The organism is Allocatenococcus thiocycli, from assembly GCF_921292965.1.
GTDB classification, from domain to species: domain Bacteria; phylum Pseudomonadota; class Gammaproteobacteria; order Enterobacterales; family Vibrionaceae; genus Vibrio; species Vibrio natriegens.
Window position 1 is genome coordinate 115,297 of the sequence record NZ_CAKLCK010000002.1, and the last position, 12,193, is coordinate 127,489.

The following is a 12,193-nucleotide window of genomic DNA, read 5'->3' on the forward strand; positions in this document are numbered from 1 at the left end:
ATCTTTAACCCTTACGCTAAATCACCCGCCACTAAAGGAACAAACCGCACCATCTCCACCACGGTGGAAAGGTATTCATCGCCTTTACGTTCAATCTTCAATAGTTGTTGTTCCGTTTCACCTACAGGAATAACCATCCTACCACCGTCTTTCAACTGCGCCAGAAGTGCTTGGGGAATGACTTCTGCTGCTGCGGTGACAATAATGGCATCAAATGGACCTTTCGTTTCCCAACCAAGCCACCCATCTCCATGTTTAGTAGAGATATTGTAGATATCAAGTTGCTTGAGGCGACGCTTGGCTTCCCACTGTAAAGACTTAATGCGTTCAACGGAGTACACACGCTCAACAAGTTGCGCTAAAACCGCAGTTTGATAACCAGAGCCAGTGCCAATTTCCAAAACGTTACTTGAAGGCTCAAGTTCTAATAACTCCGTCATACGTGCAACAATGTAAGGCTGAGAAATAGTTTGCCCCTGACCAATCGGTAACGCATTGTTGTCATAGGCTTGGTGCATCATTGCTTGAGAAACAAACCGTTCTCTCGGCAGGTGATGTATCGCATCCAGAACACGTTGATCTTTAATGCCACTGGCGACGAGATATTCAATCAACCGGTCAGCATGTGGGTTACTCATTACTTCTCTTCCTTCAACCAACTATCCATAGCACGCAGTGATTCATGAGCCGTAAGATCAACTTGCAACGGGGTAATAGAAACCCGACCGCGCTCAATCGCATAAAAGTCAGTCCCCTCACCGGCATCTTGCTCTTTTCCTGGAGGACCTAACCAGTAAATATCATGCCCTCGTGGATCTTTCTGCTTTATCATGTTCTCTGCGTGATGACGTGCACCTAAGCGGGTGACTTCAATTTGGCCCAGTTGTTCCAAAGGAAGATCAGGGACATTAACGTTCAACAAGCGGTTGGTTGGAATTGGCATAGCGAGATGTTGTTGTACGAGCTTACGAGCAATTTTTGCCGCAGACTCAAAATGGCGCTTTCCAACCAATGAAAATGCAACAGACTGAACACCGAGAAAGTGCCCTTCCATTGCGGCAGCGACAGTCCCGGAATACAGGACGTCATCACCTAAATTTGCCCCATGATTGATACCAGTCAGAACAAGGTCTGGCAGGTCATCTTTCATTAACTCATTTAAAGCAAAATGAACACAATCCGTCGGTGTTCCCTGAACAGAATATGTGTTTGGTGCAATCTGTGTCACTCGAAGCGGCTGCTCTAAGGTCAGCGAGTTTGAAGCACCAGAACGGTTTCGGTCTGGCGCAACAATTGTCACTTCGGCAATGTCTCTTAATTCATCTGCAAGCGCATGAATTCCCTGAGCATAAACACCGTCGTCATTGCTAATCAGAATTCGCAGTGACTTAGCGTTTGGTGAATCTTGTTCCATTAGTATTCTCTTTCTACTTTTACCTCGTTGACTAACTCACGAACAATGGATGTAGCGAACGAGCCAGCATCTAATGAGAAAGTCAGCGTAATATTGTTACCTTCAACGCTCCAAGCAAGATCTTGCGGCTTTAGTGCAACATTACGGCGATCATGACGCATGCGATTACCACGGATAAGCGCCATCAAGTCAGGCTCTTCATCTAGGAACGGTTGCTCTAATGCCAAAGCATCGGCTTGGGTCGGTAATGCATTATCACCAGCAAGTGCAGCAGTAATAGCCGCGTCTCCGTCGATAAACTGAGCTTGCATCGCCGCTATATTGCTCGCATCAACCGTCACGTTACCTGCGGAGGTTTGTGCAACATCACCCTCGACAAACTTGTCGAACATGCCCTGCTCTAAACGCGCAGAAACGATGCGGTTAAAAATCCAAGATCGCGCGGCTGACAGGTACATACTGCGCTTATTTTGATTTCGAGTACGTACGTTTTCACGCCCCCAACGACGGGCTTCTTCCAGATTATTCCCATCATTGCCAAAGCGCTGAGCACCAAAGTAGTTCGGCACGCCAACTTGTTTTATTTTTTCAAGACGACGCTCTACGTCCGCGATGTCTGTCACTTCAGACAAAGTGACGACAAATCCGTTTCCAACCAAATCACCCGGACGTAACTTTTTGTTGTGACGATCCGTTGCCAGAATTTCGATATTAGGGTACTGAGCTAAAAACGCGGAAAAGTCCGGTGTGTCACCTTTTGGTAAATGAACGCTCAACCATTGTTCTGTCACCGCATGGCGGTCTTTTAAGCCAGCCCAGCTCACATCCTTAGATTTAACACCACACGCTTTAGCTAACTCGTTAGCAACGAAGCTGGTGTTTTCACCCGTTTTACGAATACGCACCATCAAATGCTCCCCTTCGCCAGTAAAGGCAAAGCCGAGATCTTCGCTAACCTGAAAATGTTCTGGTTGCGCTTTGATTTTTGCTGACGCGACAGGCTTACCCGTTAGGTATGCCAATGAAGATAAAATGTCTGACATGATTTAATTCCACTGCTCTTGCAGCATTAGGGAACAAGTTGACTATTGTTGCTTAAACAAAAGAACAACAGCTTCTGTAGCGATGCCTTCTTTACGTCCTGTAAAACCTAGGCGTTCTGTCGTGGTTGCCTTAACGTTTATGTTACTGATATCAGTTTCAAGATCTTGAGCAATGACCGCGCACATTGCTTCTATGTGCGGTGCCATTTTAGGCGCTTGTGCCATGATGGTAATGTCTGCATTACCTAATCGATAACCTTGTTCTTTTACTCTGCGGTAGACATCTTTCAGTAACTCACGGCTATCAGCACCTTTCCACTTGTCATCAGTATCTGGAAAGTGACGGCCAATATCACCAGCCGCGATTGCACCAAGCAACGCATCGCTCAACGCATGTAAGGCCACATCGCCATCTGAATGTGCGATAAGCCCTTGTTCATAAGGAACAGCGACTCCGCCAATAATAACTGGGCCTTCACCACCAAATTTGTGTACATCAAAACCGTGACCAATTCGAATCATTTTCTATCCTTACTTATTCGCCGCGCTCACGGCTTAAATAAAACTCAGCTAATGCGAGATCTTCTGGTTGAGTAATTTTTATATTGCTCGCATTGCCCTGAACTAAAGCGGGCGCTTCGCCCTTCCACTCCAAAGCGGAGGCTTCATCAGTAATGGCGATGCCTTGTTGTAAAGCGTCGCTCAGAGCATTTTTTAAGGGCTGAGTTTTAAACATTTGTGGGGTTAATGCATGCCACAATGCTTCTCTGTCGACAGTATGATCAATGTTTTGTACTGAATTAGCACGTTTCATCGTATCTCTCACTGGTGAAGCAAGAATGCCGCCAGTAGGATGATCAATACAAACATCAATCAAACGGTCTATATCTGTTAACGTTACGCACGGTCTTGCTGCGTCGTGAACCAACACCCACTCACTGGCGAGTTGCGTACTCACATAGTTTAGCCCTGAAAGTACAGAATCGGCTCTTTCTTTACCTCCATCCACACGTATCACGTCGGGATGATTTGCGATAGATAACTCAGGGTAATAAGGATCACCTGCGGTAACCGCCACCACCACTTTAGCGATTTTAGAATGGGAGAGAAGCTTCTCGACCGTATGCTCTAACACCGTCTTTCCATCAATCAACAAATACTGTTTGGGGCGATCGGCTTTCATTCTGCTACCGACACCAGCTGCAGGTACAATAGCGATATGAGATGGGACAGTATCCAACATCTTACTGGTTTTCCTCACCAACAATTCGGTAGAAAGTTTCACCATCTCGGACTAAGCCAAGCTCATGGCGTGCTCTTTCCTCAATGGCATCAATACCTTGTCTTAGGTCATCAATTTCAGCAAACATTTCATTATTGCGAGCTTGTAGCTTGCTGTTTACTTGTTGCTGTACTTCGATTTCATCTTCTACTGCATAGTAATCAGACACCCCGTTCTTACCGAACCATAGAGTGTATTGAAGTAAGCCAAACAGTAACGTAAGGGCTATAACAAAGATTCGCATATCGTTGCTAACATTCTGTACCGGAAGGAATTAGATAAGATGATATATATAGCATAAATGCGGGATTGCCTCTAGGGCATAAAGGAAGACTCACAGACTCCTCACATGAAAGAGTGTAAAGAAAAGCTTTTGGAACCGTATTCACATAAAGATTCTTCAGGCAAAAAAATACCCCGCCTAAGCGAGGTATTTAAAAGAACTATAAAGTTAAGCTAATAATTAAGCTTGGCCTTTAACTTCTTTAAGACCGTTGAAAGGAGCGCGCTCACCTAGAGCTTCCTCGATACGGATAAGTTGGTTGTACTTAGCAACACGGTCAGAACGGCTCATAGAACCAGTTTTGATTTGACCTGCAGCTGTACCTACCGCTAGGTCAGCGATAGTTGCATCTTCAGTTTCGCCAGAACGGTGAGAGATTACTGCTGTGTAACCTGCGTCTTTAGCCATCTTGATTGCAGCTAGAGTCTCAGTTAGAGAACCGATTTGGTTGAACTTGATAAGGATAGAGTTAGCTACGCCTTTCTCGATACCTTCAGCAAGGATCTTAGTGTTAGTAACGAATAGGTCGTCACCTACTAGTTGAAGCTTGTCACCTAGTAGTTCAGTTTGGTGCTTGAAGCCAGTCCAATCAGACTCGTCTAGACCATCTTCGATAGAAACGATTGGGAATTGGTTCGCTAGCTCAGCTAGGTAGTGGTTGAACTCTTCAGAAGTGAAAGTTTTACCTTCGCCTTTCATGTTGTAGATGCCAGCTTCTTTGTCGAAGAACTCAGATGCTGCACAGTCCATAGCTAGAGTAACGTCTTTACCTAGTTCGTAACCAGCAGCTGCAACAGCTTCTGCGATAACTTCTAGAGCTTCAGCGTTAGACTTAAGGTTAGGAGCGAAACCACCTTCGTCACCAACTGCAGTGCTGTAGCCTTTAGACTTAAGAACTTTAGCTAGGTTGTGGAATACTTCTGCACCGATACGTAGACCTTCTTTAAGAGTTTTAGCGCCAACTGGTTGGATCATGAACTCTTGGATGTCAACGTTGTTGTCTGCGTGCTCACCACCGTTGATGATGTTCATCATTGGTAGAGGCATTGAGAATTGACCAGGAGTGCCGTTTAGCTCAGCAATGTGCTCGTATAGAGGCATGCCTTTAGCTGCTGCTGCAGCTTTAGCGTTTGCTAGAGAAACAGCTAGGATAGCGTTAGCACCGAATTTAGATTTGTTTTCAGTACCATCTAGTTCGATCATTACTGCGTCGATTGCAGCTTGATCTTTAGCATCTTTGCCAACTAGAGCTTCAGCGATTGCGCCGTTTACAGCTTCAACAGCTTTAAGAACACCTTTACCTAGGAAACGTGCTTTGTCACCGTCACGTAGCTCAAGAGCTTCGCGAGAACCAGTAGATGCACCAGATGGAGCTGCTGCCATACCTACGAAACCGCCTTCTAGGTGAACTTCAGCTTCTACTGTTGGATTACCACGTGAGTCGATGATTTCACGACCTAGAACTTTAACGATCTTAGACATTAATGTTTCCTCTCGTTTCAAATATAAATGTCAATTTTAAAGGGCGGCAGCACAACCTTCGCCGCCGCCCGTATCCCTTACTTACTTCTCGAACTCGCCGCGTGAGAATTGACCCGCGGCCTTAACGAAACCTGCAAACAATGGGTGACCATCGCGAGGCGTCGATGTGAATTCTGGGTGGAATTGAGCAGCAACAAACCATGGGTGCTCTGGGTTCTCAATCATTTCCACCAGCTTCTTGTCCGCAGACAGGCCAGACACTTTCAGGCCAGCTTTCTCGATTTGCGGACGAAGCACGTTGTTCACTTCGTAACGGTGGCGGTGACGCTCATGGATCGTCGCGCTACCGTATAGTTCGTAAGCTTTTGTTCCTTTCTGTAGGTGACAAAGCTGTGAACCAAGACGCATAGTACCGCCTAGGTCAGACTTTTCAGTACGCTCTTCAACGTTACCTGATTCGTCTACCCATTCTGTGATCAAACCTACCACAGGGTACTTCGTTTCTTTGTTAAATTCTGTTGAATGTGCACCTTCCATACCCGCAACGTTACGCGCGTATTCGATTAGGGCAACTTGCATACCAAGACAAATGCCTAGGTAAGGAACCTTGTTCTCACGTGCGTATTGAGCTGCACGGATTTTTCCTTCAACGCCACGATCGCCGAAACCACCAGGAACTAGGATTGCGTCAAGCCCTTCTAAAAGCTCAACACCACGGGTTTCAATATCTTGAGAGTCAACGTACTTGATTGTCACGTTTAGACGGTTCTTCAAGCCTGCGTGTTTAAGCGCTTCGTTTACAGATTTGTAAGCATCTGGTAGTTCGATGTATTTACCTACCATACCAATGGTCACTTCACCAGTTGGGTTTGCTTCTTCGTAAATAACCTGTTCCCACTCAGACAGGTCAGCTTCTGGAGCTGTAATACCAAAGCGTGAGCATACAAGGTCATCTAAACCTTGAGCTTTAATTAGTTGAGGGATCTTGTAGATTGAATCCACATCCTTCATTGAGATAACTGCTTTTTCTGGAACATTACAGAATAGAGCAATCTTCTTACGTTCGTTCGCTGGGATCATGCGATCGCTACGACAAACTAGAATATCTGGCTGGATACCGATAGATAGCAGCTCTTTTACAGAGTGCTGAGTCGGCTTAGTTTTCACTTCACCCGCTGCGGCTAGGTAAGGAACAAGCGTCAGGTGCATGAACATTGCGTTTTCACGGCCAACTTCGATCGCTAGCTGACGGATCGCTTCCATGAAAGGCAGTGATTCGATATCACCAACAGTACCGCCAACTTCAACGATAGCCACATCGTGACCTTCAGAGCCAGCGATCACGCGATCTTTAATTGCGTTAGTGATATGAGGGATAACCTGAATTGTTGCGCCTAGGTAGTCACCACGACGTTCTTTACGAAGTACGTCGGCATAAACACGACCTGCAGTGAAGTTGTTACGCTTGGTCATCTTGGTGCGGATGAAACGCTCGTAGTGACCAAGGTCAAGGTCAGTCTCTGCGCCATCTTCCGTGACGAACACTTCACCGTGTTGAGTCGGGCTCATTGTGCCTGGATCAACGTTGATGTAAGGGTCAAGCTTCATCATAGTCACTTTAAGACCACGAGCTTCTAGAATAGCCGCAAGAGATGCTGCTGCAATACCTTTACCTAGAGAGGATACAACCCCGCCAGTAACAAAAATGTAATTTGTCGTCATGTTTAACCTGAAATTGGTTGAATGAGGGAAATGGAGTGCTTCTGGACGGGAGATAAATATACCAGAAGCTCCTTACCGCCACAACGTGAAATCTATCACACTGCTATTTTTTATTTTTTGCTTCAAATCAAAGTGAGCAAAGAGAAGACGGGTGCATATTTATCTTCTGAGTCAAACTTGTCTCAAAACCGCTTCCTGTCGATTGACACCCACTCTATTCTTCTTTTTTGACTTCATCCCAGAATTTATCAAGCTCAGTCAAAGAGCAATCTTTTAATCCCCTGCCCGATTGAGCCACCTTCACTTCTACCTGCTTAAAGCGTCGCGCAAACTTTAAATTCGCCTTACTTAATGCCACTTCTGGATCTTTACCAAGATGACGAGCCAGGTTAACCGTAGCAAAAAGCAAATCGCCCAGTTCGAGTTCTACTTTCTCATCGTCTGGGTCAACTTGAATCGCTTCTTCCATTACCTCATCGATTTCTTCCTGAACCTTTTCCACAACAGGCCCAAGCGAGTCCCAATCAAATCCATATTTCGCGCATTTTTTCTGAATCTTTGTAGCACGAGAAAGTGCAGGCAAAGAGTTTGGTATTGAGTCTAGAATACTTTCTTCTTGTTTGCCTACTTGTGCTTTTTCTTTCGCTTTTTCTGCTTCCCAATTGGCATTGATATCAGCATCGGATTCAAACTCCACATCGGAAAACACATGAGGATGACGACGAGTTAATTTTTCATTTACGGTTTCGACCACGTCTGAAAAATCAAACAGATCCTGCTCTTTTGCCAATTGGCTGTAAAAAATCACCTGAAACAGCAAATCACCCAGCTCTTCTTTTAAATTTGGCCAGTCTCGATTTTGAATCGCATCCACAACTTCATAGGTTTCTTCTATAGTGTGCGGAACAATGGTGTCAAAGCTCTGCTTCAGGTCCCAAGGACACCCTCCCTCCGGATCACGCAACTGCGCCATGATCTGCTCTAACTGCTCAATTGGATGACTCATATGTTTTTCCTCAATACAAAGAGTCCCTTAAACAAACTCTTCCTATAAACAAAAAGGCGAGCAGCATAACCACTCACCTCTATATGATTTTATTGTTAACTCTCTAAATAGTTGACGTTGTAGCTAGGCGACAAACAAACGAGACGCCTGAGCATGGTTCACCATGTGATGGCGCGAGTGCGTGCCGTCAACAACGCTACAGCGACAACTATGACGAGAGTTTTAGCCGAGACGTTTTACGGACATTACATCTCTAATCTGCTCAACACGTTTAGAAACACGCGACAACGCCTCGATATTGGTCACTTCGAGATCAAAGTCCATGATGGCTAGCTGACGACGGTAATCGACACGGCTCTTCATGCTGGTGACTTTGATTTTCTCATTCGCAAATAGAGTGGTGATGTCTTTCAGCAAACCACCACGCTCCATCGCCTCAACTCGAACGGTGAGAATGTACGAACCGACAAAACCACTGCCCCAGACGGTATCAATAATACGTTCTGGAGCGTGATGTCTTAGCTCTTCGAGCTGTTCACAGTCGCTACGGTGTACGGAAATGCCACGACCTTGCGTAATGTAGCCACAGATATCATCACCCGGGATTGGCTGACAACAACGCGCAAGGTGCGTCATCAGGTTATCAACCCCTTCCACTACCACCGCATCTTTCTTCGGTCGGCTTTGTGCTGGCGCTTTGTGCTCGGCTTCTTGCAGCTTTTCTAGGGCTTGTTGGTCTTCTTCTTCCGCGGTCGGCTTGTTGACCAATGCATTGATGTGGTTGATGATCTGGTTGATACGTAAGTCACCACTTCCCACACCGACGTAAAGCTCATCTGGCGTATTGACGTTGAATCGCTTCAGCGCGTAACGCTCTGCATCTTTCATGGTCGCGCCAATTTTCACCAGCTCGTGCTCTAGGATTTCACGACCTGCCTCTAGGTTCTTCTCGCGACTTTGCTTGCGGAACCAAGCATTGATCTTGGCGCGAGCTCGACCTGAATGAACGAAACCTAGTGAAGGATTTAGCCAGTCACGTGATGGGTTTGGCTCTTTCGAGGTGATGATCTCTACCTGATCGCCCATATGCAATTTATGCGTGAATGGTACGATTCGGCCTCCAACTTTAGCGCCAATACAGCGGTGCCCCACTTCGGAGTGAATATGATAAGCGAAGTCCAATGGTGTCGCGCCCATAGGTAAGTCGACAACATCACCACGAGGCGTAAAGGCATAGACGCGATCATCGAAGACCTGACTTCGTAGCTCGTCCAGCATTTCACCAGAATCGGACATCTCTTCTTGCCAATCCAGAAGTTTACGCAGCCAGGTGATTTTTTCATCGTACCCGCTACGTGCGCTCGCGCCTTCTTTGTACTTCCAGTGCGCGGCAACACCGAGCTCCGATTCCTCATGCATCTGCTTGGTTCGGATCTGGATCTCGATGGTCTTCCCTTCAGGGCCAAGAATCACGGTATGGATGGACTGATACCCGTTTGGTTTCGGGTTCGCGACGTAGTCATCAAACTCACTTGGTAAGTGCTTATATTTGGTGTGCACAACACCTAACGCGGCATAACAATCTTGCAGTTTATCGGCGATAATGCGCACCGCTCTGACGTCAAATAACTCATCAAATGCCAGACTCTTCTTCTGCATTTTTCGCCAGATACTGTAAATGTGCTTTGGTCGACCACTCACTTCGGCATTAATGCCACAAGCTTTCATCTCTTCTGTGAGGTCTTCAACAAAGTCTTTGATGTACTGCTCACGAACAATACGACGCTCAGATAACTGCTTCGCGATTTGTTTGTAGGTTTCTGGCTGCTGGTAGCGGAATGCGTAATCTTCGATTTCCCACTTGAGCTGACCGATACCAAGACGGTTCGCTAATGGCGCATAAATGTTGGCACACTCTTTTGCCGCAGCACGACGGACTTCGTCAGGCGCTTTCTTAACTTCAATCAGGTTACAGATGCGTTCTGCCAGCTTGATAACAACGCAGCGGAAATCATCCACCATGGCAAGCAGCATGCGACGCACGTTATCTACCTGAGAGGACGCAGCGCCCCCTTCCATGGTGACATTAAGTTGACCGATGGCGGCCATCTCTTCAACGCCATCTATCAGCTTTATGATTTCTTTACTGTATTTTTCTTCCAGCAGTTCTCTCTTGAAAGCACCACTTGAAACCAATGGGAACAGTTGTGCTGCCACTAAGGTAGCTTTATCCATAGACAAGGTGATCAGAATCTCGATCATTTCTCGTCCACGCCACAGCAATAATTCCGCTTGCTCGTGATCTGCCAAAATATTTTGGCAATCTCTGTACACTTCAATTAAGCGGGATGCTGTGTTTTTCTCTTGCCCCAGGCTAGCCACCCAATGCTCGAGTTCAAACTGTTCGTTTTGATTTAAATGCGCGCTTCTTACCGCAACCATCTCATCGTCCTAATTATTATATTCGTGTGGTTTGACTAACACCGTCCAGATTAGTTCTTTCGCCAGCATAGAGTGCTGACTTTTTGACCCCACCACAAGTAAAGGGCCAACGCCCTATTGCTAGGACTTTTCAAACAAGGCCATGGATTCTAAATGGCTGGTATGCGGGAACATGTCGAGCATACCTAGTTTGGTTAATTTGTAGCCTTGTTCAATTAAGCTCTGACTGTCCCTTGCAAGGGTAGCAGGATTACAAGAAACATAAACCACGCGCTGAGCCCCAAGAGCGGAAACTTGATCGATGATCCCGCTCGCTCCGGCACGCGCTGGATCAAGCAGTACTTTATCAAACTTCTCTGCCGCCCAAACCTGACCGTCAAAGTCCTGCTCTAGGTTAGCGTGATAAAATTGTGCGTTGTTGATTTGGTTCAAGGATGCATTATTTGTCGCTTTTTCTACCATTTCAGCGACCCCCTCTATACCCACAACGTGTTTCGCCAACTTAGCGATTGGCAAGCTAAAGTTACCCAGCCCACAGAACAAATCTAACACTCGATCGCTGTCTTGCGGGTCTAACCACTGGATGGCCTGAGCCACCATTTTTTGGTTTACCGCTTGGTTGACCTGAATAAAGTTATTTGGCGTGAAAGGTACCTTCACACCATTTTCCTGATAAAACGGTATCTCGCCTGAAATTAAATCAAGCTGATCAGTTTGCGGCATCAGGTACAGCGTGGCGTTATGACGCTCAGCAAGCCTAACCAAAGCCTCAACTTCCGGTTCAGTCAGATTACTCATGTGGCGCAGCGTAATACAAGGTCCGTTATCGCCTAAGACCAGCTCAACATGACCAAGTTGATCGGGCTTTTTAAATTGTTTTAGCTCTGCGTAAATTTCCGGAAGCAAAACGTTCAGCTGTGGAGCCAACACTGGACAATCGGTCACCTGAGCAATCTGTTTACTTTGTTTTTTGCGAAAACCAAAGTGCAGTTGGCGCGTTTTTTTGTCCACAAACAAGCTCACGCGTGCTCGACGTCGATAGCCTAGCTGCTCGCCTAACACTGGCGCATCAAGTTCGATATCACTGCCTGCAAATTTTCGCATTAGCTGACGCAGTGTCTGCTGTTTGTGCGTCAATTGTTGGTCATATTCCAAGTGCTGTAAATCACAGCCACCACACTCATGGTAATGCGGACAGAATGGTTCAGCACGAGTGTCACTTGGCTGCAAAATTTTGATCAGCTTACCGCGGGCAAACTTACTTTTCTCTTCCACCAGCTGTGTCACCACTTCCTCACCTGGCAGCGCTCCATCAATAAATAGCGGCTTTTTCTTTAGGTAAGCGATACCCGCGCCATGATGATCCAAACGTTCAACGTGCACCTGCTGGTGACGAGTGTTGAGTTGGGTTTTCTTTTTCGGTTGAAAGATGCGTGCCATGCTCTGTGCCTGATTTGTGTCTAATTGCCCTACGGCTTCACTATTCTTGATTGCAGCCGTTGTGTGATTCGAGTGACTT

General features: G+C 46.3%; 11 protein-coding genes. All 11 read right to left on the reverse strand.

Features of this window, described 5'->3' with window-relative positions; genetic code table 11:
* Positions 1-11: 11 nt before the first annotated feature.
* Positions 12-638: a protein-L-isoaspartate(D-aspartate) O-methyltransferase gene (locus L9Q40_RS02325; protein WP_014232979.1), complete on the reverse strand. Its 627-nt coding sequence runs from the start codon at positions 636-638 to the stop codon at positions 12-14.
* Positions 638-1,384 (reverse strand): 5'/3'-nucleotidase SurE, encoded by a 747-nt coding sequence (surE, locus tag L9Q40_RS02330; protein WP_024372917.1) that lies wholly within the window; start codon positions 1,382-1,384, stop codon positions 638-640. The genes L9Q40_RS02325 and surE overlap by 1 nt, the downstream gene beginning before the upstream one ends.
* Positions 1,385-1,413: 29 nt before the next feature.
* Complete coding sequence (gene truD, locus L9Q40_RS02335) at positions 1,414-2,457, reverse strand: tRNA pseudouridine(13) synthase TruD (protein ID WP_014232981.1); 1,044 nt, start codon at positions 2,455-2,457, stop codon at positions 1,414-1,416.
* A gap of 42 nt (positions 2,458-2,499) precedes the next feature.
* Positions 2,500-2,979 carry a 2-C-methyl-D-erythritol 2,4-cyclodiphosphate synthase gene (gene ispF / locus L9Q40_RS02340; RefSeq protein ID WP_239948343.1) on the reverse strand — a complete coding sequence of 160 codons (480 nt, stop codon included), beginning with the start codon at positions 2,977-2,979 and terminating at the stop codon, positions 2,500-2,502.
* A gap of 13 nt (positions 2,980-2,992) precedes the next feature.
* On the reverse strand, positions 2,993-3,700 hold the full coding sequence (gene ispD, locus L9Q40_RS02345) for a 2-C-methyl-D-erythritol 4-phosphate cytidylyltransferase (protein WP_498791815.1): 708 nt from the start codon (positions 3,698-3,700) through the stop codon (positions 2,993-2,995).
* Position 3,701: 1 nt separating this feature from the next.
* Positions 3,702-3,983, reverse strand: coding sequence for a cell division protein FtsB (gene ftsB, locus L9Q40_RS02350; RefSeq protein WP_014232984.1), 282 nt, complete (start codon positions 3,981-3,983; stop codon positions 3,702-3,704).
* Positions 3,984-4,202: 219 nt separating this feature from the next.
* Positions 4,203-5,504: a phosphopyruvate hydratase gene (gene eno / locus L9Q40_RS02355; RefSeq protein WP_014232985.1), complete on the reverse strand. Its 1,302-nt coding sequence runs from the start codon at positions 5,502-5,504 to the stop codon at positions 4,203-4,205.
* Positions 5,505-5,585: 81 nt separating this feature from the next.
* Positions 5,586-7,226: a CTP synthase gene (gene pyrG / locus L9Q40_RS02360; RefSeq protein WP_020333971.1), complete on the reverse strand. Its 1,641-nt coding sequence runs from the start codon at positions 7,224-7,226 to the stop codon at positions 5,586-5,588.
* Positions 7,227-7,440: 214 nt separating this feature from the next.
* The gene (gene mazG / locus L9Q40_RS02365) at positions 7,441-8,232 is read right to left on the reverse strand and encodes a nucleoside triphosphate pyrophosphohydrolase (protein WP_498791816.1); all 792 of its coding nucleotides are present in this window, start codon (positions 8,230-8,232) and stop codon (positions 7,441-7,443) included.
* 222 nt (positions 8,233-8,454) lie between these two features.
* Positions 8,455-10,674 (reverse strand): GTP diphosphokinase, encoded by a 2,220-nt coding sequence (gene relA, locus L9Q40_RS02370; protein ID WP_014232988.1) that lies wholly within the window; start codon positions 10,672-10,674, stop codon positions 8,455-8,457.
* Positions 10,675-10,794: 120 nt separating this feature from the next.
* Complete coding sequence (gene rlmD / locus L9Q40_RS02375; RefSeq protein ID WP_498791817.1) at positions 10,795-12,114, reverse strand: 23S rRNA (uracil(1939)-C(5))-methyltransferase RlmD; 1,320 nt, start codon at positions 12,112-12,114, stop codon at positions 10,795-10,797.
* Between the last annotated feature and the right edge of the window lie 79 nt (positions 12,115-12,193).

Bases quoted from the DNA above. Each gene is read 5' to 3' on its own strand.
- ispD (WP_498791815.1), bottom strand. From the start codon at position 3,700: ATGTTGGATACTGTCCCATCTCATATCGCTATTGTACCTGCAGCTGGT.
- pyrG (WP_020333971.1), bottom strand. From the start codon at position 7,226: ATGACGACAAATTACATTTTTGTTACTGGCGGGGTTGTATCCTCTCTA.
- ispF (WP_239948343.1), bottom strand. From the start codon at position 2,979: ATGATTCGAATTGGTCACGGTTTTGATGTACACAAATTTGGTGGTGAA.
- relA (WP_014232988.1), bottom strand. From the start codon at position 10,674: ATGGTTGCGGTAAGAAGCGCGCATTTAAATCAAAACGAACAGTTTGAA.
- rlmD (WP_498791817.1), bottom strand. From the start codon at position 12,114: ATGGCACGCATCTTTCAACCGAAAAAGAAAACCCAACTCAACACTCGT.
- L9Q40_RS02325 (WP_014232979.1), bottom strand. From the start codon at position 638: ATGAGTAACCCACATGCTGACCGGTTGATTGAATATCTCGTCGCCAGT.
- mazG (WP_498791816.1), bottom strand. From the start codon at position 8,232: ATGAGTCATCCAATTGAGCAGTTAGAGCAGATCATGGCGCAGTTGCGT.
- ftsB (WP_014232984.1), bottom strand. From the start codon at position 3,983: ATGCGAATCTTTGTTATAGCCCTTACGTTACTGTTTGGCTTACTTCAA.
- eno (WP_014232985.1), bottom strand. From the start codon at position 5,504: ATGTCTAAGATCGTTAAAGTTCTAGGTCGTGAAATCATCGACTCACGT.
- truD (WP_014232981.1), bottom strand. From the start codon at position 2,457: ATGTCAGACATTTTATCTTCATTGGCATACCTAACGGGTAAGCCTGTC.